Source organism: Pseudomonas sp. 28 E 9, assembly GCF_900004785.1.
Taxonomy (GTDB): Bacteria; Pseudomonadota; Gammaproteobacteria; order Pseudomonadales; family Pseudomonadaceae; genus Aquipseudomonas; species Aquipseudomonas orientalis_A.
Genome location: NZ_CVTK01000008.1, coordinates 13,279 through 33,954, shown reverse-complemented (window position 1 = coordinate 33,954; position 20,676 = coordinate 13,279). Strand labels below are relative to the sequence as shown.

Annotated in this window: 27 protein-coding genes; 3 read left to right on the top strand and 24 right to left on the bottom strand. The window is 57.7% G+C overall.

Going from position 1 to position 20,676, the window contains the following annotated elements; genetic code table 11:
- Window positions 1-42: 42 nt before the first annotated feature.
- The 4 genes from BFQ00_RS00395 to BFQ00_RS27490 are packed head-to-tail and all read right to left on the bottom strand — an operon-like array spanning window position 43 to window position 1,416.
- Window positions 43-417, bottom strand: coding sequence for a hypothetical protein (locus BFQ00_RS00395; RefSeq protein ID WP_065932302.1), 375 nt, complete (start codon window positions 415-417; stop codon window positions 43-45).
- Window positions 414-716 carry an ogr/Delta-like zinc finger family protein gene (locus BFQ00_RS00390; RefSeq protein ID WP_065932301.1) on the bottom strand — a complete coding sequence of 101 codons (303 nt, stop codon included), beginning with the start codon at window positions 714-716 and terminating at the stop codon, window positions 414-416. Before BFQ00_RS00390 ends, BFQ00_RS00395 begins: the two co-directional genes overlap by 4 nt.
- Complete coding sequence (locus tag BFQ00_RS00385) at window positions 716-1,186, bottom strand: YmfL family putative regulatory protein (protein ID WP_065932300.1); 471 nt, start codon at window positions 1,184-1,186, stop codon at window positions 716-718. The genes BFQ00_RS00390 and BFQ00_RS00385 overlap by 1 nt, the downstream gene beginning before the upstream one ends.
- Before the next feature lie 29 nt (window positions 1,187-1,215).
- On the bottom strand, window positions 1,216-1,416 hold the full coding sequence (locus BFQ00_RS27490) for a DNA-binding protein (RefSeq protein WP_017477234.1): 201 nt from the start codon (window positions 1,414-1,416) through the stop codon (window positions 1,216-1,218).
- Window positions 1,417-1,437: 21 nt separating this feature from the next.
- Between BFQ00_RS27490 and BFQ00_RS00380 the strand changes: the two genes are divergently transcribed.
- Together BFQ00_RS00380 and BFQ00_RS00375 are read left to right on the top strand one after the other, a co-directional pair.
- Window positions 1,438-1,860, top strand: a complete 423-nt coding sequence (locus tag BFQ00_RS00380) for an XRE family transcriptional regulator (RefSeq protein ID WP_371914179.1) — start codon at window positions 1,438-1,440, stop codon at window positions 1,858-1,860.
- Window positions 1,861-2,423: 563 nt separating this feature from the next.
- Window positions 2,424-3,821 carry a KAP family P-loop NTPase fold protein gene (locus tag BFQ00_RS00375; RefSeq protein ID WP_065932299.1) on the top strand — a complete coding sequence of 466 codons (1,398 nt, stop codon included), beginning with the start codon at window positions 2,424-2,426 and terminating at the stop codon, window positions 3,819-3,821.
- Here the strand turns inward: BFQ00_RS00375 and BFQ00_RS00370 are convergent.
- The 13 genes from BFQ00_RS00370 to BFQ00_RS00315 form a co-directional block, all read right to left on the bottom strand.
- A complete protein-coding gene (locus tag BFQ00_RS00370; protein ID WP_065932298.1) occupies window positions 3,818-5,116 on the bottom strand; it encodes a phage late control D family protein in 1,299 nt (432 codons plus the stop codon). The two genes, BFQ00_RS00375 and BFQ00_RS00370, sit on opposite strands and share 4 nt — an antisense overlap.
- Entirely contained in the window at window positions 5,113-5,553 is a 441-nt protein-coding gene (locus BFQ00_RS00365) for a phage tail protein (RefSeq protein WP_065932297.1), read from the bottom strand. Before BFQ00_RS00365 ends, BFQ00_RS00370 begins: the two co-directional genes overlap by 4 nt.
- A gap of 5 nt (window positions 5,554-5,558) precedes the next feature.
- Window positions 5,559-8,996, bottom strand: a complete 3,438-nt coding sequence (locus BFQ00_RS00360; protein ID WP_065932296.1) for a phage tail tape measure protein — start codon at window positions 8,994-8,996, stop codon at window positions 5,559-5,561.
- Window positions 8,986-9,105, bottom strand: coding sequence for a GpE family phage tail protein (locus tag BFQ00_RS27485; protein WP_082430453.1), 120 nt, complete (start codon window positions 9,103-9,105; stop codon window positions 8,986-8,988). Before BFQ00_RS27485 ends, BFQ00_RS00360 begins: the two co-directional genes overlap by 11 nt.
- Before the next feature lie 8 nt (window positions 9,106-9,113).
- Window positions 9,114-9,449, bottom strand: coding sequence for a phage tail assembly protein (locus BFQ00_RS00355; protein WP_065932295.1), 336 nt, complete (start codon window positions 9,447-9,449; stop codon window positions 9,114-9,116).
- Between the two features lie 49 nt (window positions 9,450-9,498).
- Window positions 9,499-10,014, bottom strand: a complete 516-nt coding sequence (locus BFQ00_RS00350) for a phage major tail tube protein (protein ID WP_065932294.1) — start codon at window positions 10,012-10,014, stop codon at window positions 9,499-9,501.
- Between the two features lie 57 nt (window positions 10,015-10,071).
- Entirely contained in the window at window positions 10,072-11,241 is a 1,170-nt protein-coding gene (locus tag BFQ00_RS00345) for a phage tail sheath protein (RefSeq protein WP_065932293.1), read from the bottom strand.
- 99 nt (window positions 11,242-11,340) lie between these two features.
- Window positions 11,341-11,898 (bottom strand): hypothetical protein, encoded by a 558-nt coding sequence (locus BFQ00_RS00340; RefSeq protein WP_065932292.1) that lies wholly within the window; start codon window positions 11,896-11,898, stop codon window positions 11,341-11,343.
- 10 nt (window positions 11,899-11,908) lie between these two features.
- Entirely contained in the window at window positions 11,909-14,200 is a 2,292-nt protein-coding gene (locus BFQ00_RS29845; RefSeq protein WP_256535306.1) for a phage tail protein, read from the bottom strand.
- The gene (locus tag BFQ00_RS00330) at window positions 14,197-14,814 is read right to left on the bottom strand and encodes a phage tail protein I (protein WP_065932291.1); all 618 of its coding nucleotides are present in this window, start codon (window positions 14,812-14,814) and stop codon (window positions 14,197-14,199) included. Before BFQ00_RS00330 ends, BFQ00_RS29845 begins: the two co-directional genes overlap by 4 nt.
- Window positions 14,814-15,725: a baseplate assembly protein gene (locus BFQ00_RS00325; RefSeq protein ID WP_065932290.1), complete on the bottom strand. Its 912-nt coding sequence runs from the start codon at window positions 15,723-15,725 to the stop codon at window positions 14,814-14,816. The genes BFQ00_RS00330 and BFQ00_RS00325 overlap by 1 nt, the downstream gene beginning before the upstream one ends.
- A complete protein-coding gene (locus BFQ00_RS00320) occupies window positions 15,722-16,066 on the bottom strand; it encodes a GPW/gp25 family protein (protein WP_014717558.1) in 345 nt (114 codons plus the stop codon). Before BFQ00_RS00320 ends, BFQ00_RS00325 begins: the two co-directional genes overlap by 4 nt.
- Window positions 16,063-16,641, bottom strand: a complete 579-nt coding sequence (locus BFQ00_RS00315) for a phage baseplate assembly protein V (protein ID WP_065932289.1) — start codon at window positions 16,639-16,641, stop codon at window positions 16,063-16,065. The genes BFQ00_RS00320 and BFQ00_RS00315 overlap by 4 nt, the downstream gene beginning before the upstream one ends.
- Window positions 16,642-16,762: 121 nt before the next feature.
- Between BFQ00_RS00315 and BFQ00_RS28840 the strand changes: the two genes are divergently transcribed.
- Entirely contained in the window at window positions 16,763-17,860 is a 1,098-nt protein-coding gene (locus BFQ00_RS28840) for a hypothetical protein (protein WP_139114956.1), read from the top strand.
- Between the two features lie 27 nt (window positions 17,861-17,887).
- On the opposite strand, the gene BFQ00_RS00310 is transcribed toward BFQ00_RS28840, so the two are convergent.
- The 7 genes from BFQ00_RS00310 to BFQ00_RS00285 are packed head-to-tail and all read right to left on the bottom strand — an operon-like array spanning window position 17,888 to window position 20,675.
- Complete coding sequence (locus tag BFQ00_RS00310; protein ID WP_065932288.1) at window positions 17,888-18,346, bottom strand: phage virion morphogenesis protein; 459 nt, start codon at window positions 18,344-18,346, stop codon at window positions 17,888-17,890.
- The gene (locus BFQ00_RS00305) at window positions 18,336-18,818 is read right to left on the bottom strand and encodes a phage tail protein (RefSeq protein WP_065932287.1); all 483 of its coding nucleotides are present in this window, start codon (window positions 18,816-18,818) and stop codon (window positions 18,336-18,338) included. The genes BFQ00_RS00310 and BFQ00_RS00305 overlap by 11 nt, the downstream gene beginning before the upstream one ends.
- The gene (gene lysC / locus BFQ00_RS29765) at window positions 18,815-19,009 is read right to left on the bottom strand and encodes an Rz1-like lysis system protein LysC (protein WP_256535305.1); all 195 of its coding nucleotides are present in this window, start codon (window positions 19,007-19,009) and stop codon (window positions 18,815-18,817) included. The genes BFQ00_RS00305 and lysC overlap by 4 nt, the downstream gene beginning before the upstream one ends.
- The gene (lysB, locus tag BFQ00_RS29840) at window positions 18,915-19,358 is read right to left on the bottom strand and encodes an Rz-like lysis system protein LysB (protein ID WP_065932286.1); all 444 of its coding nucleotides are present in this window, start codon (window positions 19,356-19,358) and stop codon (window positions 18,915-18,917) included. Before lysB ends, lysC begins: the two co-directional genes overlap by 95 nt.
- The gene (locus BFQ00_RS00295) at window positions 19,355-19,558 is read right to left on the bottom strand and encodes a hypothetical protein (RefSeq protein ID WP_057704552.1); all 204 of its coding nucleotides are present in this window, start codon (window positions 19,556-19,558) and stop codon (window positions 19,355-19,357) included. The genes lysB and BFQ00_RS00295 overlap by 4 nt, the downstream gene beginning before the upstream one ends.
- Window positions 19,555-20,400 (bottom strand): N-acetylmuramidase domain-containing protein, encoded by an 846-nt coding sequence (locus tag BFQ00_RS00290; protein ID WP_065932285.1) that lies wholly within the window; start codon window positions 20,398-20,400, stop codon window positions 19,555-19,557. The genes BFQ00_RS00295 and BFQ00_RS00290 overlap by 4 nt, the downstream gene beginning before the upstream one ends.
- On the bottom strand, window positions 20,397-20,675 hold the full coding sequence (locus BFQ00_RS00285; RefSeq protein ID WP_065932284.1) for a phage holin family protein: 279 nt from the start codon (window positions 20,673-20,675) through the stop codon (window positions 20,397-20,399). The genes BFQ00_RS00290 and BFQ00_RS00285 overlap by 4 nt, the downstream gene beginning before the upstream one ends.
- Window position 20,676 lies beyond the last annotated feature (1 nt).

Genomic DNA, 20,676 nt, shown 5'->3' with positions numbered 1-20,676 from the left:
CCTACCCACGCGGTGCGGGCATCTAGTAGGGAGGGTTTTGGTTTAGTGCGGGAGGTTGCGAGTCAGCAGCAGGCGTGTAGGGAGTAGGCGTGCTGAAACGCGATGTCGCTGTTGAGTGCAGTTGTCGAGCAGCAAGATCGCCGGCCGGAAGGGGCCGCTTGTGGGATGAATCCCAAGCCAGGCCACACGCTTGCAGGTCATGCTTTCAAACTCGGCCACCGCCAGCTCAGCAATGCGCTGCACCAGGTGCGTCGGCACCTCAAGCGACTGAGTCAAATACCGGGAGCAGTTCTCTAACAGCTGGCCGTCGCCGGCGAGATGTTCGCAACGGTGACGGTAGAGGTAGGCCACAGCCGCTTGTTGCATTGCGGCTCGGTAGTCACTGGCGGGGTTGTTAGTCAGGGCGATGGTGTTCATACAGGTGCGGCCTCCATTTCCAGTTGTTCCAGCAGATCGGGTTGATCGTTTTTCGCCTTGAGGTTCTGACGTGCAAGTAGTCGAACCTTTGTGGGAGCCATGGGCAGAACCGTCAGGGGATGCTCTATGCCCGACGGGCTGAGCTGATACTCCCAAACCAACGAGCCGGAGAAGGTGGCACCGCACAGCAAATTGGTGCATTCCGAGTACATCGAGCGGAAGCAGGGTGTCTGCCCCTCGGAGGTACGGATGCGCATGGAACTGTTGCAGCAAGGGCACACCAGCTTGTATGTACTCACTAAACGGCTCCCTGGCTGTAAAGCTGGATGGTTGCAAACACTTCGGCGTATCGGGCTGACATGTACGTGATCAGGGCGGCGACAATCGCGTCGGCCTCACGTTTTTCGATAACCCCGTCATCTAGCGCCGCAGCCATGATCTGATCGACCTTGCCCCGCTGAGCCGACGCTTTGAGCGAGCGGCTGTACAACTCGACGTTGTCTAGGGTGTCCGGGAGGCTCAGGGGCACGAACATGCCGCCGTACATGGAGGCGATGTAGTCGGCAAGGTAGGTAGTGCCTGCGGTCTGTTCGAGGCGGTGAATGTGTTCGTCCGTCAGTGGGCGACTGCCCGCGTTCTCGTAGGCCTGGTTATCGAATTTCTTAAGCGGCATACCGAGGTCGGCGGCGGCGTACATCCGACCGCCAGGGTAGGCGCCGATGACCGCCATAACGACGCTCTTTCTGCTGTCTAGAACTGGGCGTTTCATCTTCTGGTTTCCCCTTGGAGCCAGAGGCCCTAGTTTGTGATCTGGCCGTCTTTGATCCCGAGCAATACAGCTGCTCGATGCGCTTCTCCCCGACGACCTTTTTTACGGCCGTTTAGCAAGTCGCTGACCAGATTTTTGTTCAAGCCATGTTGGCGGCTAAATTCGGCAATGCTTTTACCCTCGCGATCAAGAACCGCGCGGGCTTGCTCGGGGGTCTGTAGGGCATGCATAGTGTTCGTCCGTGTTTAATCGTGTTCGACGAAAAGGATTCTTGGGCAGATTTCTGTTCAAGTCAACTTATATTGATCAAAAAATTGCTCATCTCTCCAGGTGTCGGTGAACGCTTGCGCGAAGAACGCGAACGGTTGGGCAAAAACCAGACCGACTTTGGCGTCTCCGCAGGGGTCAGTCGTGGTACTCAAAAAGCATATGAATTAGGGGCAAGCTCCCCCGACATACGCTATCTGTCCGGCCTCCAAGAGCTTGGAGTGGACGTTTATTACGTGCTGACTGGCTCGCAGGCTGAAGCCAACCTCAACAACTTGACCGAGGTCGAATCGGCTGTATTGGAAAACCTGCGCCGTATGCCAGAAGGTGACCGAAATGTGCTACTGCGGACCGCGGCGGCATTCGCGAGTGCGGCGGGCTTGGAAGGTAACAAGAAGCCCGATTAAGGTTTGCAGCCAGCGAAGTGGTTTGGATATGCCGACCATGACGGTCGGTTAACCAATGGTGAGCTGCGTCTAGATGATCCAGAGCCCAGTTTCAATTAGCATTACGTCGCTAGGGGCACCGGCAACTTTCAAGGCTGGGCTGAGAACCGTGTGTACATGACGCTGCCATCTCTCGAAACCTCGCAATGATGTTACTGCTACAGATATTTTTTCACCGGGGTCCGATGACACGGCAAAATGTGTTGGAAATTAGCTGTTCCATGGGGATCTGTCGCGGCGCCACCTAGGCGCCGAGTCCTCATTGCGTGTAAGAGGAGTATTCGCATGATGGAGAACAGCGTTGTATCGGAGAACAAGGTGGCGGCTGCAGATTCAAACTGCCTTAGCGATCTGGAGGTGAGACTGCTGGTAATGTTCAGAATCGTCAGTACTCAAAGGCAGCTAGATATATTGCGGTTATTAGAGGTTTTCACTCAAGCAACAGAGTGATAACGTCTATTCTTGGAATAGTGTCGGGTTCGTAAGTTTCATAATCTTTGTTTTTATGGAAAAGGAGATAGGGAATGCATGAAGAACATGACGTTTGGGCTGACGATTTTATGGGTCGCAAGCCAAGTTGTGAATTTCTCACAAAATATTTGCTCGCTAACGAGCATGTTAAAGTGCTAAATGTCAACTCACCTTGGGGGTCAGGGAAAACGTTTTTTTTAGAACGTTGGAAGGCAGATTTAAGTAAGGAGCACGTATGTGTTCTGTTTAACGCGTGGGAGACTGATTATTCCGCTGAGCCATTATTAGCTTTGGTAACATGTATTGAGCAGCAGACTAAAGATGAGCTTGATATTACAAGTTATGAGGCTGGCCGGCGTGCAGTTGATGTAGGTGCTGGTATTTTAAAGAAAGCAATGCCTTTAATTGCGAAGGGGCTGGTAAGAAAATACGTTGGTGTTGATCTTGATGAGTTGATTGGGGATGGAAGTGGGGATGACGCTGCGGATTCTGCGAGCGATTTGGTAACCTCCCTCATAACAGATCAGGCTAACACGGCTCGACAGGTAGACGAGTTTAAGGCGGCAGTGATAGAAAGGCTATCTTCTGCTGCGCAGAATAATGGGCTAAATAAACCTGCATTTATATTCATTGACGAACTCGATCGGTGTCGTCCGACATATGCGATTGAGTTACTTGAGCGTATCAAACATTTTTTTGAGTTAAAAGATTGTAGGTTTATTATTGCCTCCGACTCCAAACAGCTTGCTCATTCAATACGTGCGGTGTACGGGCAGGGTTTTGCTTCCGAGCAGTACCTGAACCGATTTTTTGACGCGGAGTTTAGTTTAGATAACAGCGATATTTTTTCCTTGGTGCATCGTAGTCTACCAGATATCCGTTCTTTAAACTTGGAGGTAAATATCACAGGGCGTGTTGGGCGAAGCCACTTTGATGATGTTGAAGTATATGAACCCAGAAAGCATACTGTAACTAGTAAGATGCCGGGTTTTACGGAGAATCAACTTTTCGTAGTAGGGTTGTGTAAGTACTTCAAAGTAGAATTGAGGGAGCTGGAAAATTATATAAAGCAGATTAAAAGTGCTGCGGATACTCTTGGGGGGGATGTGCATTTCTTTTGGTTAGCATACTTGGTTTTCTTTAAAGCATCGAAGGCTGAGCAATATCACGACTTAAGGTTTCCAGATAAGTGGCGTACAGCGGTAGCATCCTTTGATAGTACTCGTGGCAGCATGGTTACATTCTCCTTTTCTGTGGAGCTGCCTTCAATTCCTGATATGGCTCTCTTCTATTTGACGATGTTAAATGCTGATGCTAAGGAGCTGCGAGTGTTATCTACTCAGTTGCCAAGTTGGAGGTCGACTGTATATTATTCTCTTATAAATGGCGATGCGATTTCTAGGTTGAGCAGGTATAGAGATGTTGTAGAATTGGCTCATAGATTAAGTTAGTAAACTACGTTTTCACTTGCCGGGGGTTGTACCTCGGCATTTTTAACTTTATTCCATTCGCGATCTACTGCTCGTTTGGCCGTTTTGTCAGTTGCATACAGCCAGCGCAACCGCCTCGGCCTCGTCTGATCCCCCGCAGTAATCGTCTTCTCTTTCCCGGTTTTCTGATCGCGGTAGTAGGCGATGATCCCCGTGTAATCCCCCTTGTTCTCTTCTGCCAAGTCTTCAACATTGTCCTCGGGCAGCTTACTTTCCAGCTCCAGGCTGACGGTATAGCCGCTGTTCGGGCTCAGGCTGTGCTGCACATTGCCGCCGTACCAGATGATCTCGTCGATCTCATCCTTAACTCCCTGCAGTGTGTAGGTCAGTTCGGGGATGAGATCCGGCCGGCCCATCGCGAGCGTGTAGCTGAGCGTGGCGCTGCCGCGCTGCAGGCGTCGGAATTCAGCTCTCGCGGCCCTGAGCGCAGACTGCTGGTCGCTGTAGGTGTGGCGAAGGTCTTTGAGATTGTCACCGCCGCCGGCAATCGCCTCCTGTTTCTTGGCGCTGTGCACGTCGTAAAAATATGCGCGCACACCGTCGTAGCTGTCGCGATCTGCCTGCAAGTAGCGGTGCTGGTCGCCGTCGGCACGGGTGAGGGTAATGTGGGGCAGGGGAAGCCCGCTCGCCGTCTTGCCGCCGCCGGCGGGGATGCACAGCAGACACCCGGCCTTCACGCTGGCCACCGCGTCGAATTCTTCGCCCAAGCGGGTAATCAGGTTGGCATCCGATTCGTTGGCCTGGTCAAGCTGCAAGATCGGCAGCGCACCGAGTGCACCGGGCACAGTCGACGTGAGGTTGTTTCCCATGGCGATGTCGCCGATTACCTTGCCCAGCGTGGTATTGCTCCAGCTGCGCTCGCGTTTGGTCTTCAGTCCTTTGCGCAGATCTGCCGATCGAGCGCGAATGCTGAGCACATCCGGCGTGCCGGTGTGTTCCGTCTCGTCGACGGTGTAGGTGCCTTTGTCGACCAGGCCGGTGTCGCTCCACCCCAACCATAAACGTAGCACCGCGCCCTTGGGCGGTATCGACAGCAGACCGTCATGGTCGCTCAGCGTAATAGTGAGCTGGTCGGCCTCGACGCCACGGTTGTCTGTGAGCTCGAGGTTCATCAGCCGCGGGCTCACCTTCATGGCGATATCGTTGCCGTCCACCGTGAGACGGAAGGCAGGGACAGGGTAGGCGGCATCCCGAACGAAGCGTTCCGCCGTGTTCACCAGGTAACCGGTGACTTTGGACAGCGCGGCCTCTATCACAACAGCCCCCGCAGAATGCTGAGCCCGGTACTGGTCGCGGCGCCGAGCAGGTCGATACGGTCATCGTCGGTACGCTTGAGCGTAAGTGTGAACTCGATGCGCTGTGGCGTGCCGTCTCTGAAAAATACAGTTTTGGTCTCGCTCAGGCTTTCGATAACCCACAACCCGTATATCCGGCCAGTGCCTTCAACCATCGGCCAGGCCTTGCCGGTGTTTGCCATCAAACGCAGAGCGTCCAGGCTGAGCACGCTGCCAGCCAGTTCCGGGAGGATGATGCCGGGGAGGGTGATGGTGTCGTCCCCACGGCCGACAAACTGCAGTGCGGGTGACGCCCCGACTCGGCTGTTGCTGGCATGTCGCCAATTGGTTTGGCGCTGCAGCTCCTGGTAAGCGAGAGTTGATAGGCTGAACACGAACATGCCGAGGCTGAGCATCATGGTGATTAATCCCGGTCCGATAACTTGCTGCGCTGACGGGCGCGTTTCTCGTTTTCAATCTTGTTGAGCATGGCGCGCAGACTTTTCTCTATGGCTTGCATGTCCATGCCAGGGGCCGCTGCGATGGTGATTTGGTAGGTGTCGTGGCTGTCGTAAACCGTCGAAGTGCCCGCGCTGCTGATCGGAGGACGATCATCGACCGCTAACGCCGGCATGGCCGTCGCGGTGAGGGCCAGGGTACCGGCCGCAGTCAGTTGCTTGCCCATGTTTGACAACGCGTTGAGCGGCCCCTTTTGTCCGCCCTCCAGGCCCTTTGTCAGCCCTTCCATGGTGAAACCGCCCAGCTCAGCGAACACCCGCGACGGGCTGTGGATGCCCAACTTTTCCTTGAACCATCCGATGCTGGAGTCGCCGATGGAACTGATAGCCCCCTTCACAGCACCGAGCCCGGCCGTCAAGCCGTTGACCAGGCCGTTGACGATCATGCCCCCGAACTCTGTGAACTTCCCAGGTAGCTCTACGCCGAAGTAGTTCATGGCCCCGGCGAACGCCTGGTAGAACAAGCCAAGCGGACTGAAGTTGGTGATCAATTGCAGGATGCCGGCGAGGCCCTGGTCAAAGCTGGCTTTGATGGTGGTCCACACGTTGACTGCGCCGGTGGCAATCGAGCCGATGCTTTGCAGCAGTGTCATGATCATGTTGCCGATGGCGGCACCGAAGCGCTGGCCCATCGACTGCGCGGCGCCGCCAACGTCTTCCACCGGCTTTAATAGGTCGCTGAACCAACTGATTACACCACTGATACCGGAAGAGATCATGTTGAACAGCGGGCGGACGATGCTGCCCAGCAGGCGCAGCGCGAAACCGATAACCGGAATGGAGTAGGCGGCTTTCGCCAGGCTGATCAGCAAGCCGCCGAACTTACCGAACCCGGAAAGGACCGGCTGCAGGGCTTCAGTGATCCCCTGCCAGAAGCCGAGGAAGAACCCTTTAATCGGCTTCCAGTACTTGTAAATCAGCAACGCGGCGGCGACCAGGCCCGCGACAGCGGCGATCAGCCACCCGACCGGGGTTGCCAGAATGGCCGCACCGACCGCGCTGATTGCGCCGCTGAGCATTGGCAACACGCTGACCGCCGCAAGCCGCGCGGAACTGATCAGCGTAGGGATGACGCTTACCATGCCGCCGGCGGCTCTGCTGGCCGTGACGGTTTTCCAGATCCTCCCCATCCGACCGACTTCTACACCGGCGCCTGCGGCCGCAACGCGGGTACCGATCAACTGTGCCTTGATGCTGCCCAGACGGATGCCGAACATCGCCATCCCATAACGCAGCACAGCGAAGGGGCCAAGCATGCTTGCCATGGTCAATGCCAATGTGCCGAATACCACGGCTGCGAGCGCTACAGCTGCAACGACTTTGACCAGGCCCCCGGCCAACTTAGGATTCTCCCTGGCCCAGGCTCCAACGCCGTTGGCAAGCTCGCCCAGCGTATTGATCAGCCCCTTGAGCTCGGGAGCGACTGCTGCGCCGAACTCGGCCATGGCGTTGGTGAAGCTGCCCTCGGCCGCTTCCATGACGTTGGTGAGCGTGCCGAGCTGCTCGTTGACGCGAGTACGCAGGTCGGCCTGGCTCTGCAGCTTCTGTTGCACCTCCTGATATCCGGCCAGCCCCTTGTTCATCATGGTGTTCAAGGTGGTCATGGTTTCGGCGTCGTCACCGAACAGCTTGGAGATCACGGCGGTGCGGTCGGTGTCATTCAGGACCTTGAGCTTTTCCACCTGTGCGTACAGGTTCTCCAGCCCCGCGAAGTTTCCGTCGTCGTTGGTGAACTTCAGCGAGATGCCCTTGTTGGCACCCGCTGCAATTTTGTTGGCTTTGTCGACTTTGTCTTGATCGAGACCCGCCTGAAAGATTTTGCGGAAGGAGTTGCCCGCCGCGCTTCCGTCCATACCTGCTTGATCCATCATGATCAGCAGAGGCGCCAATTCCTTCGCTGCATCGAGTCCGGACTTCTTTATAGTGTCCATGACGGGGGCGATTTTACTGAAGCCCTGAAGCATTTTGTCTGGATCCAACCCCGCATAGAATCCGCGCTGGATGGTATCCATCAGACTCATCATGTATTTCTCGCCGGTGCGCGTGGCGTCCTGCATCTTGGCGGCGAATTCCGCTGCCTCTGTCGCTCCCATATTCAGCTGCACACCCAGGTACGCAGCCGCTTCACCAGTGCCTCCCAGGATGCTCTTAGCACTCAGGCCCTGGCGCCGAAGCATCGTCATCATGTTCTGGAAGTCGGCCGTGGTACCCGGCAGTCGGTCGCCCAGCTTGGTGGCCAGGTCCGTGATCTTCTGGAAGTCGGCAGAAACCTTGCCGGTGTCGTCCATCATCGACACTTTGAGCTGCGTGGCAGAGTCCTCATTCGGGGCAAAGGCTTTGATTGCCGACACGACGGGGCGGCTGGCGGCGTAGCCCGCGCCAAGGCTAGCGGCGCCGGATACAGCAACACTGCCAGCCAGGCTCTGGGTTTTGTCGTAGGCGGCACGCGCTTTCGCCAGGCTGTCCTGCTTTCGCTTCAACGCATCCAGGTGGTCCATCTGCAATTTCATGGCCTGGGTGGCGGTGTCGATATCGCGCTTGAGCTTCAGCTCGTGCGCGCCCAGGGCATTGGTGTTGATGCCGGCGTTTTTGAGGTGCACGCCGAGTTTGGCAAGTTTCACTTGCTGCTGGCCGTACTGCTCGCCCAAGCGTTTCGACTCGGCGGTGTGCTGTTTCAGCAGCGCGAGCTGGTCCTTGAACGGGCTTTCCAGGCGGCGGATCTCGTCGCGCAGACTGGCATGGCCCGCACGACTGGTGCGCAGCTGCGCGTTGTTGAGTGTGAACCGGTCAGCCAGGGCCTTTTCCTTGGCTGCGAGCTGGTCCAGCTGGGTCTTGCGCTCCCGCTGTGCGGCTGTGAGGCGGGTGTATTCGTCGTGCTGCGCTCGGGTCAGGGCATTGCCCTTTTGCATCACCGTATTGAGCGCGGCGATCTGGCTGGCTGATTGGCGGTGTTCGTCGCTCATCAACCCCAGGGCATTGCGTATCCCGGTGAGTTCGCGCTTGAGGTCCGTCTGACTGGTTTTGAGCGCGTCGACCTTCTGCCGGGACTTGTCGAACAGCGCCTGAGTCGGCGCGAGCTGCTGCCGGACTTTGGCCGTTTCGCGGGCGAGTTCGCCTACCTTGGTGTTGTTGGCGGCGAGCGCCTCGGATGTTGCGCGGGTTGCGGCCTGCAGTTCACGCCATGCGCCGACGTCACGTTGCTGTGTGTTGAGTTCCTTCAGGCGGTCGCGAGCGGCTTTGAGGGCGCGGGCGGTTTCCTTGCTACCGCCCGTGATTTTGTTCAGCGGACCTGTGGCTTTGTCGATGGCGCTGAGCAGCACCTGAAGTCTCAGATCATTCGCCATCGTTGGAACTCCGCACCCTGGCGCGCTCGCGCCAGTCCATCAGGTCTTGCAGGCCCAACTGATCCATATCAGCCGGTGCCCAGTGAAAAACCACGGCCAGATCGGCCATGGCGTCCTCTACGCGACGAGGGATGCATCCGTCTTCGCCGACTTCTGCAACAAAAAACCAGAGATTTTGCTGCTCAGGGCCAGCAGGTCGGCAGGGTCCATGCCGGCGACTTCGATGGCGGTGAGGCTCGGCGAGCTGATGCGCGGCAGAACCTTGATCAGACTGCCGACATCCATCTGAAGCAGCTCCACCAGGCTCACGCCGCGCAGCTCACCGGAGTTCGGCTTGCGCAGGGTAATGATCTCGATGCTGGTGGTGCCACGACGGATCGGCGTGTCGAGGGTGACGGTATTATCGTCGGCCAGCTGCTGCACGTCGGGCTGTTCGATGGTTTCTTTCTTCATGGGAGTTGCTCCTGGTAATTAAAGGGTGAGTCTCGATCGAGCGGGCGGGTCAGATGCCCATGCCGGTGCGGTGCTTCTCCAGCATGTCCACGCCGTTGACCTTCTCGACAAAGTTGAGCAGGTCGATTTCGATGATTTCTTCGCCATCCACGGTCAGCTTGTAGTAGCTGCAGGTGGTGGTCATGGAATGCTCTGTGTCTTCACCGGGCTGGGCGTCACCCATCTCGATGGTTTCGTGTCGACCGCGCACGACCACTTCCACATTGCTGACTTCGCCCGTGTCGTCCTGCTGATACGGGCCAGAGAATCGCAGGGCCACGCTGGAGGCGTTGACCGCGCCGAACTGGCGCAGAGAGATCAGATCGAGGCCGCCGGTCTTCCATTCGAACTGAATGCCGTCGTCGGACATGCCCAGGTCAGCCTTGACCGGGCCATTCATGCCGCCGCCGCGATAGGCTTCCATCTTGCGGCCGAGGGAGGGCAGGGTGAGAGACTTCACCAAGCCGAGGTAGCTGTTGCCGTCATTGAACAGATTGAGGTTTTTGAGTTTGCGTGGCATTGCCATGGCGGTGTTCTCCGGGATACGGGGTCAGGGTGAACTCCCCTTGCGGGGAGGCCCGGTTTAGCTGTTGATGCCCTTGGCGAAGTCGATCAGGTAACGGTCGGTGATTCGCTGGCGGAAAGTGAGGTCTTCAAGGGGCGGAACGGGGGTGTAGTCGTAATCAACCCACAGCTTGCCGTCCTTGAGGGTGTCCTTGGTGTTGACGTCGTCGGGATACCAGCAGCTGCCGCCGATTAGATAGCCCTGGGACTTCAGCTCGCGCATCTTGGCGTTCACGCCTTCGACCAGGTCGCGTACCAGGGAGGCGTGCATGGGCCTGTCGATAGCCCACATGTGCGCTTCGCCCATGGTGTCCGCGATGATTTGTGCGGTGCGGGTGTAGTTTTCGAAGGCGAACAACGGGTCATCGCTGCAGGTGCGGCTACCCCAGAAGCGGAAGCCGTTGGCGTTGATCAGGGTGGTGACGTCGTTGCTGTTCAGGTAGTTGGCGTCCGTGGCCGGGTTTTGCAGGTCCCAGAACACGTCGGCGCTGATACCGGTCACGCCGCTGACGGCCACGTTGGACAGGGTTTTATGCCAGCCTGTCTCCTGATCGATCTTGGCGCGCAGGCCCAGTGCACGGGCCACAGCCGAGGCCGTGGTGGTCTTGTTGGCGACGGTGTCCCAGTTCTGGAAGTCCGGCCAAATCACCATCATTTCGCGGGCGCCGAAGTTCGCGCGATAAGCGACCACCTCTTCCTTGGTCTTGCAGCCCCAGGCGCTGACGTAGGCAAAGGCGCGGAGGTCTTTGGCGATGGCGCCGAGTGCGGTGGCCACCGGCAAACTGTCCAGGCCAGGCACGCCGAGGATGCGCGGGGCCATGCCCACGCGAGACTTGGAGGCGAGTAGGGCTTTCATGCCGGTGTACTGGCCGGTCGGTGTGGTGCCGCCGATCAGGGCGCTGGTAGTGGCCGCTTCGTCGGCACCTTCTTTGACCCGCACAACGATGACATAGGGCTTGGTCTGGTCGGCGATGCCTTGCAGGCTCGCGGCCAGGGTGCCCTTAACGCCGGCTTTGCCGACGGCAGTCTGCACGTTGGTGATCAGGACGGGCGTGTCCAGAGGGAAAACGAGTGGGTCCGCATCTTCAGCCGTGCAAACCATGCCGATAACTGCGGTGGGAATAGTGCGAATGGGGCGGGTGCCGTCGTTGAGTTCGATGACCCGCACGCCGTGGAGATAATCGGCCATGGGTTGGTGCCTGCGCTGTGATGGAATGACAGTGCAGAGGTTGCCGCGCGCGCGACCTCTGGGCGAGAGGTCGGCGTTGTAGAGGGGCTGGCTACAAGCTCAGCTGATGTTCGCGATCACTTGGTCCATTGCCGCCGTGATTTGCTTAGCGAGTTCCAGCGCGGCCTGGCCTTGCAAGGCGCTGACTTCATACTTTCGCATGCGAAGCGCTGCCAGTTGTGCGAAGGCGTCAGCCAGCGCGTCTGACTGGCTGAGAATGCGATCAGTGGCTGGGCGGGTTTCAAGCCCTGTAGCGCTGGCGAAAGACGTGATCCAAATGCCGGGTTCTCCAGTGTAGCCAGCATCCCGATAGGCCCTGGCCGCTGCGGAGCGTTCGCGATACTCCACTTCGAAGCGGTTCAAGTAGGTGTACTGGTTGGCGGCATAATCATCCATGCGTTTGATGATTTCTGCGACGTCAGGAATCATCGGTGGTGGATCACTGAGGTAGGGAACGCCCTCATCATCCGCCAGGATGACCTTGCGGTCTGACTGCCCCATCAGCAACTCCTGATGGCGCTCATGAGTAATGGGTTTTGCATCCGGCGGAATTTGACTCAGCGGATGCAGCTCGCTGTCGTAAAAACCTTTCTTCTCCGCACTGTAAAAAACGGTCATAGATAAGTCCTCAGTAGCCGTATGAGACCCAGCGGGCAGCCACGGTGTTGTTTGCCCAAGGACCTCCATTGGAGACCATCGATTGGGTGAACAGGTTGAAGTAGTTGGGAAAAATGTCACCAACGTAGGCGTGGTCGATGTCGCCTGTTGAGTTGTAGGCGCACGCCACGGTGCATAGGTTGGCGTTTAGGTAGGTGGTCGGAAGGATGATTGATGTGCCTGTACTCTGGTCACCGTTGACAGCAAAGCCCCACTGACGAATCACCCCGCTCGGCGACCTCTCCCAGCCATTGATCGATTTCAGGCTGGCGAAATGGGTCATCTTGTCCAGCACCGCCGAACCCTGAACAAACCAGTCACTTGGCCCTATACAGGTGAAAATCGCCTCAGCGCCGCCAGGGATGACCACGGTAGGAAGAACTGAGCCACCAATCTGGACGTTATCGGTTCCAGCACGATTGATGCTGACATTGTTCGGCGACAGGTTCTGAATCTGGACCTTTGCCCCTACCGGAAGCGCTGAGGCCGCAGGCAACGTCAGTGCTTGGTTTAAAGCCGATCCATAGAAGTAAGTGAGTCTTCCCGCCACTGACGGAGGAAGAGCAGCACTTGCCGTATAGGCGCTGACGCCGCCGAACTGGTTACCTGCCCGTCGCACGAAGGCCGTGGTAGCGAGCTGGTTGGAGTCGTCAAACTGAATTGCCATCGGTGCAGTAGGGGTGCCGGTGAGTGCCGGGTTGGCAAGCGGTGCTTTCAGCGACAGGTAGTAGTTCATGGTCGCGGCGAAGTTGGGGTCGTTCCCCAGCGCTGTGGCCAGCTCGTTCAGTGTATCCAGCGCACCAGGTGCGGCGTTCACCAGCGCGGCCACCGCCGCCGCGACGAAGGCTGTCGTCGCGATTTGAGAGTTGTTCACGGCCAGGGCCGGTGTAGGCGCCGTGGGAACGCCGGTCAACGCTGGCGAGTTCAATGGCGCGCGGCTTGTGTCGGTAGGGTGCCGGTGGTCTTCGCGAGACTTTTTAACCGACACACCTGGTGCCGGTACGCCGTCCATCAATGGCGACAAGCTACCGCGCTCCGCTGCTAACTCCTGCTGAACGAATTCGGCATTGGTGAGCTGGCCGTTAGATGTTCCGACCGGAAGTGTCGGTAGCCCATTCATACGGTGCAGCGCACCGGTTCCCTGGGCAAACCACTCGTAATTACTGACGCAGGTGAATTCCAGCTCACTGCCTGGATACAGCATAAGCGTATCGATCAAGCCGCCGACGCCGCCGATCTGGATGGTGTCGGTCCCGGCCTTCGCCATGGTGATCGGAACGTTGGACACGTTCTGTACGTTGATCGTGGCGCCTACCGGAAGCGCTGCGGCGCTGGGCAAGTTCAGTGTCTGGCCGGCTTCTGTGCCGTAGTAGTAGATCATCTTGCCGGCCTCGGCGGGAACGATGGCGCCACCGGTGTTGCGCGGCGACGTGCCGCTGTAGCCAGTGGTGACATTTTGGAATAGCAGCGGTGTAGTGCCCAATACCAGTGGCGCGTCAGTCACCAGTTTCCAAAGGGTATCCGCCTGTTTTTCACCCAGCTCGACGGTGACGGTCAGCCCTGGGGTGACATCCGCGTTGCTATCGGCGTCCCGCGCTCGCGTCCAGGCGCCGGCGGCGACGAGGTAGATGCCGTTGTCCTTGCCTTGTATCTGGTCTTTGACCAGCACCCGATCACCGACTTGTACCGCTACCCCATCCAGCATTTTTGTACCGGAAAGGGTGATCGGGACGGTGGTTGCAGCACGTACGCTGTTTTTTCCGTCGAGCTTGTCCAGTTCCTCGGCAATGCGGGTGTCGACAAACTCCCGGGTTGCGAGCACTACAGCCGGGTCAATCTTCAACTGAACATTGGCCGTGCTGGTGACGATGATATTCAATCGAACAATTTGGGTTTTGCCGGTGCCTTGGTTCAGCAATGGCTTGAAGCTGGGGGCGCAGTTGGCAACGGCGACCAGATCCCCGTCGACGTCATAAAGGCCAATTTCCCTGATCCACCAGCCGCCGACGTCAGGCGGAATGACCTGCTCTGCTACGATAACGCTGGCGTTTGCCGGGTCCACCTTGACCTGGTTAAGCGGCGCGCGGCGGCGCTCATTGATCAAGCGGGTTTGAGTCCGATTTGGGATCGGCTCGGTGCCGTTGGCGTCGCCCACGCCCATTTGAGCGAATGTCCACGCAACGCCCAGTGCGTCAGCGTTGGCTTGTTTGGCTTCGCCCACGGCCGTGAGGATGGCAAAGAACTGGCTGTTTTGGTCGGTCATGGGTAAACGTCCAGGGTTTCGATTTGATGGTCACGGCCGACATGGCCGAAGGTGCCGGTTACTTCGATGTCGCGAAGGATCGGCGGGTAAATGTCGATTTCGTCGCCTTCGTAAAGGCCTGCTGCAAGGTTCATCACACCAGTGGTGGCAAGCGTGATTGCCAGTCCGGTCAAGTGCCGGGTCACCGGCTTGGCGTCGTCAACCAGCCAAGTGAGTTCCCGATACATCTCTTCGGTAATACCGGTGTCCAACACCCCAACTTTGATGGCGAACGTTCCTGGCACGCCCTCGGGCATGGTTTGCCACCACTCCAGCACCTCGATCAGGTAGCCCAGGGGCTCGACCACCCGACGCAGGGCGCCGATGGTGCCTTTGCGCGAGTGGATGTAGTGGGATGAACGAATGGCTGCGCGTTTCGAAGCCTCTGTCCACTTGCTGTCCCAGCGATCAACCGAGAAAGCCCAGGCCAGATAGGGCAACAGGTCGACGGGGCATTCGTCCGGGTTGCAGAGCTGTCGCAAAGGAATAGGGACGCGCTGGATCTGCGCGAGCGCCTGCGCCGCCTGACGTTCCAGCGGCGTAGCGTTTCCCGGTAGCAGCTGCTGCACACCCATCACTCAACGCCTCGGCCTAATGTGATGCCGGTGCAATAGGGCGCTTGAGCCTTGGTCGCGACGATGTCTACCCAGCCTTCCAGTTCGACTTTTCGCACGCCTTCGACGTGGAGCGCGGCATGCAGAGCCGATTCCGAGACCTCCATGCCCAACCGGCGCCGTTGATGAACGTAGGCCAGCAGCCGCTTTTCTGCAGCAGCCAAGATAGGTTCCGACTCCGGGCCGCTCGACAGCAAATAGAGTTTGGCCTTGACCTGGTAATTCAGGATCTGCGCACCCTGAACGATGAGACGGTCGGCTACCGGCCGGCGGTCATCGTCGCTCAGGTAAGCGTTGACGACGGCAAGCAGCTCGGGTGGCGCCGTGCCATCGCCTAGCAATGACTGAACCGTGACCACGGCGACGGCAGGCGAGGGGCTTTCGGCGGTGGCGTCGGCTACCCGGCCGTCCGCTGCCCTGGCGTGGAAGATGTAGCTGTTGCGCGGGCCTGCGGTACTCAAGCCTTCCCAGGCCATCTGCGCACGTTCGCGCAGGCTGTCATCGCTTTCCATCAACGTAGGGATAGGCGGCACGGCATTGGCTTTGCCTTGCTGAATCACCAGGCGCTTGACGTTGAAGTTGCCGGCCAGCTGTTCCAGGTCAGTGCCTCGCGCGGTGGCGAGCAGGTTGGCAAGCGATGCTTCGTTGACTCGCTGACGCCATACGGTTTCGCGGTAGGTGTTTTCCTGCAGTAGCTTGGTGAGCGGCTCCGACTCTATCTCCAGGCGCGCCGCGATCTGGGCCTGCTCGTCGGCCGGCCAGAGGCTGATCATGTAAGCCTTTCGCTCGGCCAGGATCTGTTCGAAGTCGATCTGCTCGACGATCTGCGGCGGCGGCAGTTGGCTGAGGTCGATGGCGGCGAAACTGTTCATACACTGCCTCCCAGCTGCAGCGGCACGCTGAGGCTCAACGGCTCATTGGTATCCACCACAGTGCCCTCCAGATCGATCGAGGCCTGGCCCTGCATGTTTGCTCCCGCGAACTGCACACGGCTCAGGCTGATGCGGGTTTCCCAGCGCATAAGGGCCATGACCGTGGCTGCATAAACGCGCAAACGGTTGACGTCGTTGAAGGGGTGATCCACCAGCTCGGGCACCAAGCTGCCGTATTCGCGGCGCATTACACGCGTGCCAATGCGGGTGGTCAGAATGTCGGTGATCGCCTGACTGATGTGCTCGCGCTCGCTGATGGCTCCGCCGGTATGTCGGTTCATGATGGGATGGGCACCCCAGATTGATCGCTGCCTTGCTTAACGCCAGAGGTCAGGTGATTTACCAGGCTTACCTTTGCCGCGACGACGTCTTCCGAAACGTCGACTCGGCCGGTGACGGTTTGATTCCCGGTCTGGATGTAGTCGCCTTTGTGTGTGATATCGCCGACCAGGTTGATGCCGCCGGTGCTGATTAGATTGGTGGTGCCACCGTCGGCCAGTGTGGCGTTGAGGTGGTGGGCCACGCTGTCGTACTCGATCACCGTGCCGTCCGCGTAGGTACGACGGTGCAGGCCTTCGCGGTTGCCGTTGGCGGGGATGTGGTCACTGAATACGCCTGTCACGGCTATCCCGTTGGCGAGCTGCCCGGATGGGCTGAGCAGGATCACCTGTTCGCCGATAGTGGGCGGGTCCCATTCACGGTCTGCTCCGGCGCGCCACGCAAGCCAAGGTAGCCAGGCGGTGGTCAGCTTTCCGGTCGTTACCTGCACGCGCGGCGGCTCCATCTGCACGGCGGCGATGACGCCGAAGCGGATGAGGTTTTCGAGCAGGCGGGAGAGGGCGGCGAGATCGTTCATGGCGTCGATGGTGGAACCTCGCGGGCGTGAACGCAGCCTAGATAGCTTGTAAGATGTCCTACTACAAGTGAACAATATTTTTCATGTGCAGAATAAGTAATCACTTCAAGGAGGAATAAGGATGCCTAGTTCGAGATTTTGTGTTTTTTGCGGAAATGTCCCGGAGTCAAAAAATAGAGAGCATGTATTACCTCAATGGCTTCTGGGTTTGACAGGTGATCCTAAGAGAGTCGTGAACTTTGGAGTCGATTATCGAACTGGAAAGACTGTCCGGTTTGCATGGCAGTCTTTGGTTATGCCGGCTTGTGAGGCTTGCAACATTGAGTTTTCGAAACTTGAGTTCAATGTAAAGCCAATTATTGAAAAAATACTTGATAGGGCTGAAGTATCAGTCCCTCAGTATGGTGTTCTTTTAGATTGGCTGGATAAAGTGCGTGTAGGGCTATGGCTGAATTATCATGTTCTTCAGGGTAATCCGATGGATATTGATCCATCTTTTTACATTAAGTCAAGGCTTCGGCAAAAAGATAGATTTTTGGCAGTTTATCCTATAGCTGAAAATAGCAAAGGTCTAAATGCTCACGGGGTTGAGACCTTAGCCTTTCATCGTGAGCCCTCTGCCTTCTGCTTGAGAATTAACAATGTACACATTTTAAATTGCTCTAGTGACTATTTGTTTTCTAGTCGATGCGGGTTTCCTTATCCTACTAATATTAGATTTAATATAGATGGTGAAAATAGAGGAAGAATTCAGCTTGGTGATTTTAAGGCAACTAAGAAAGTTAGGTCTCCTATTTTTCGATTTTCTTTGTTCAAACCCTCGATATATTTGTTTCAACCTATAGTTCAAGTCGGGGTTGATATGGGTGATGGTGCTGGAGAACTGGAATTTGATAGCGGAGTTGTAGAGTATCTTAAAGAAAATACTGATGTAGAAACTGGGTTTAAGGTTGGGAGGATTTTTCGACAGTATCAAGATCGTGTTTTAAAGCTTGATGATGTTAGTGCAGTGGTGGGTTTTGATGAAGTTAAAGGTGCTGATCGCGTTTCTGTAGCACGTATTGTTGCACAAGTTTATGAGCTACAGCTCTACCTACGTACTTTATGTGTGCCAATAGCTGACTCGCAGCAGGAAAGGTCTGATTGGGAGGCTGGTGAAAAATTAATCAGGCTTGAATGCAAGAGAAAAATTAAAAACTGTTTATCGAGTCGCTCCTAACGATTGAGGTTTGAGGCTAGGGATGAGTTATACGGACAAATAGTCGATCAATCCATCGCGGATCAAATCGAGGTCAGCGTCGGTAAAGCCAAGAACCTCTCGCTGATCGTATTGGACCTGAGGTGCGTTACGCTGCGCGCGATCCTTCAACCCGTACTGGTGAACCCTGGCGATGCGGGAGATCCGGCCGGTAAATCCCACCGTCACGGCGTTGCTGGCGCCTCGGGCCTTCATATAGGTCGCGGTACGCAGCTTTTTGAACATCTCAACCTTACGCCGGATACGGCCTTGCTTGCCGCGCAAGTCCCGCTTTTTCCGGGGTGCGAACTTGCTGCCATCCGGGTTTTGCTGCGTCTGCACCCGCTTCTGCTGACTACGTCGCAGGTCTTGAGCGATGGAGCGGGCGAGTTTATTGCGGGCGCCTGGCTGCAGTTGCTCCAGCAGGCCGGACGCCCAGGTCTCAAGCGCTTCCAGCTTATTTGTCATCGGGAAACATCCATTCGCTGGCGTTGCCTTGGGAACCCGGTATCCAATTCGGATCGAGATAACCAGCCACTCGTTGTGGCTCACCCACATGACGGACAATGGTTTTACCTTGCTCATCCGTGCCTACCACCACCCGTTCGGTCAGGCGCAATGTAAGGCCCAGATCCACTTTTTCTTTATCAAGAATGTCGGCTTCGAACTGAATACCGGTCTGCATTTTTTCGTAGTTTTCGAGCAGCTCCGGTTGGTTGATGCTGATCCACCCCAATACGGGCAGCATCACGCTGTCAGGGTGACCCGCGAAGGCGGTCAAGATAATCTGCAGATCGTAGCTGTACTCAAAAGAAAGGGTCGCCGCAGCGGTGCAGCGCACCTTGCCGTTGTCGATGAAGATCAGCAACAGGTCGGGGTTGTGCTTCAAGTCGGCAACGGTGGCCAGCAGGTGAGCGCGCAGGCTTTCGTGCTTGTTCATGGGTGGGCCTGCTGGTGTTTGTAGACCATGTCGACTTGGGCTGCGCACTCGGCCCAGGCGGCTTCGACGCGGTCTTGGTCGGTCAACTGGTTGCCATTAACGAGCGGGCTTGTCGCCGGCAGCTGGCACGGTACCACGGCCGGACAGCCAGTCACGGTAAGCTGCGGCGCCTGTGAGGGCGGGGCGTTCACGCAGCCGGCGAGCAGCGTCAGGGAGAGGCCGAGCAGCCCAGTCGCGTAGTTCGTCGTTTTCACGTTTCAGTTCCTCTATGGTTCGTGCGCGCTTTGCCAGGGCCTGGCGCAGTTGGTCCTGCTGGGCGCGCAGAGCGGACTGGCTTTCGCGTTCCTGCAGCAGGGTGGTGGTGAGAGTGTTGACGGTGGTCAGGTTACGGTTCGCGTCTTCGCGGGCTGTTCTGGCGGCGTCACTTGCCCGCGCGGCTTTGCCCTCGGCGGCGTCTATGCGCTGTTGCTGGCCCCAGATCAGCAGCACCAGGGCACCGAGCAGCGCAATGCCGTACAGAGCCTGGCGCAGGGTGCTCACGCCCGGTACCAGCCGAGTTTGTTCATGGCAGCGGTGTCGAGCTGTTTAATCGGGCCGCGTACGATTACTGCCCTTGCGTTGTTCATCAGCTGGATGCACTCGGCCAGCCGCACCATGTCTTCCTGTTCGGTCGATTCCGGCACCACCAAAAGGTCACCGTCCTGCACCCTGAGTTTTTGAACCGCTTCGAAGTCGATCATGCCGCCACCCCTTTCCCGCACTCGCAGTTGGCGTGCCGCTCGTACGCTCGCTGAAGCTTGGTGTCGTAAAGGTTCCGCAGATAGTCCGGCCCGTTGTAGAGACGGGCGAACTCGGCCCATTTGCGGGCCTTCAGGGCCTTGTGCAGCGTCGGGTCCGTCTCGATGAAGCAGGTGAAGGCGTCGAATTGCTGCGATTCGCCGGCGCTCATTGCTGCCACAAATTCCTTCACGCTGGCGTAGCCAAGACGTTGCCAGTGGTAACCCATGATTTGAAAGGCGCCCCAGGACGCCGATTCCAGTGCGGCCGTGTCGTCGATCTGGCGGGCCATGGCCAGGCGTTGGTGCTCGGCGGTACCGCCGATGTAACCACCGGCCTTCGGGTTGACCAGGGCGGGATTGGTCGCAGCGAGTTCATCGGCGTGACGCTTGATCTGCGCCGGGTCATCACCGTTGTGTCGAACCTTCGCGAGCTGGCGGTACATGACGTGCCGTTCGAACAGGATCACCGGCTTGCCGTTTTCCAGGAAGCCTTTGCCCTTCGATTCCACTTCGTTGACGGCGTAGATAGTCGCCAGCGGCACGCCGAGGCGTTCAGCAGCGGTTATCAGGTCGTGGTTGCGCAGCAGTTGGGCACAGTCGCCGCCTGCCAGGCTGGATTGGGTCTTGGTGCCGGCAACGCCATCGGCTACCAAGCCAACTTTCAACTGGTAGGCGCGTACGGCGATCTCGGTGGCGTCACCGTAGTGGCCGTCCGGCACCAGGTTGGCACCGTACCTGTTGAGGTTCTTTTGCAGAATAAGCACCGCCTGCGAGCGGTCGCCGTGGCGAAGGGTGGTGGTCATGCACTGGGCCTCAACAGGGCGGCGACGTTGCCGCGTGAACGGAAAATCAGGATGCAGAGCAGCACGATGGCTGCGGCCTGGCCGAAGCTCGTCGGCTGACGGTCCAGTAGGATTTCCAGACCGCAGATGCAGAGCACTCCGCCAAACAGGCTTGCCAGCAGGGAGATGCTGCGCCGGTACCGCGCATCCCCTCGGGTGTAACAGGCCAGGCGCAGAGCGCTCAGCAAGTAGGCGATTGCCGCGATCAACTGCACGGCCAGTTCGATGTTCGGCATA

Coding starts and splice junctions, on each gene's coding strand:
- BFQ00_RS00395 (WP_065932302.1), bottom strand. CDS start 417: ATGAACACCATCGCCCTGACTAACAACCCCGCCAGTGACTACCGAGCC.
- BFQ00_RS00385 (WP_065932300.1), bottom strand. CDS start 1,186: ATGAAACGCCCAGTTCTAGACAGCAGAAAGAGCGTCGTTATGGCGGTC.
- BFQ00_RS27490 (WP_017477234.1), bottom strand. CDS start 1,416: ATGCATGCCCTACAGACCCCCGAGCAAGCCCGCGCGGTTCTTGATCGC.
- BFQ00_RS00375 (WP_065932299.1), top strand. CDS start 2,424: ATGCATGAAGAACATGACGTTTGGGCTGACGATTTTATGGGTCGCAAG.
- BFQ00_RS00365 (WP_065932297.1), bottom strand. CDS start 5,553: ATGATGCTCAGCCTCGGCATGTTCGTGTTCAGCCTATCAACTCTCGCT.
- BFQ00_RS00360 (WP_065932296.1), bottom strand. CDS start 8,996: ATGGCGAATGATCTGAGACTTCAGGTGCTGCTCAGCGCCATCGACAAA.
- BFQ00_RS27485 (WP_082430453.1), bottom strand. CDS start 9,105: ATGGCCGATCTGGCCGTGGTTTTTCACTGGGCACCGGCTGATATGGAT.
- BFQ00_RS00355 (WP_065932295.1), bottom strand. CDS start 9,449: ATGAAGAAAGAAACCATCGAACAGCCCGACGTGCAGCAGCTGGCCGAC.
- BFQ00_RS00350 (WP_065932294.1), bottom strand. CDS start 10,014: ATGGCAATGCCACGCAAACTCAAAAACCTCAATCTGTTCAATGACGGC.
- BFQ00_RS00345 (WP_065932293.1), bottom strand. CDS start 11,241: ATGGCCGATTATCTCCACGGCGTGCGGGTCATCGAACTCAACGACGGC.
- BFQ00_RS00340 (WP_065932292.1), bottom strand. CDS start 11,898: ATGACCGTTTTTTACAGTGCGGAGAAGAAAGGTTTTTACGACAGCGAG.
- BFQ00_RS29845 (WP_256535306.1), bottom strand. CDS start 14,200: ATGACCGACCAAAACAGCCAGTTCTTTGCCATCCTCACGGCCGTGGGC.
- BFQ00_RS00330 (WP_065932291.1), bottom strand. CDS start 14,814: ATGGGTGTGCAGCAGCTGCTACCGGGAAACGCTACGCCGCTGGAACGT.
- BFQ00_RS00325 (WP_065932290.1), bottom strand. CDS start 15,725: ATGAACAGTTTCGCCGCCATCGACCTCAGCCAACTGCCGCCGCCGCAG.
- BFQ00_RS00320 (WP_014717558.1), bottom strand. CDS start 16,066: ATGAACCGACATACCGGCGGAGCCATCAGCGAGCGCGAGCACATCAGT.
- BFQ00_RS00315 (WP_065932289.1), bottom strand. CDS start 16,641: ATGAACGATCTCGCCGCCCTCTCCCGCCTGCTCGAAAACCTCATCCGC.
- BFQ00_RS28840 (WP_139114956.1), top strand. CDS start 16,763: ATGCCTAGTTCGAGATTTTGTGTTTTTTGCGGAAATGTCCCGGAGTCA.
- BFQ00_RS00310 (WP_065932288.1), bottom strand. CDS start 18,346: ATGACAAATAAGCTGGAAGCGCTTGAGACCTGGGCGTCCGGCCTGCTG.
- BFQ00_RS00305 (WP_065932287.1), bottom strand. CDS start 18,818: ATGAACAAGCACGAAAGCCTGCGCGCTCACCTGCTGGCCACCGTTGCC.
- BFQ00_RS00295 (WP_057704552.1), bottom strand. CDS start 19,558: ATGATCGACTTCGAAGCGGTTCAAAAACTCAGGGTGCAGGACGGTGAC.
- BFQ00_RS00290 (WP_065932285.1), bottom strand. CDS start 20,400: ATGACCACCACCCTTCGCCACGGCGACCGCTCGCAGGCGGTGCTTATT.
- BFQ00_RS00285 (WP_065932284.1), bottom strand. CDS start 20,675: ATGCCGAACATCGAACTGGCCGTGCAGTTGATCGCGGCAATCGCCTAC.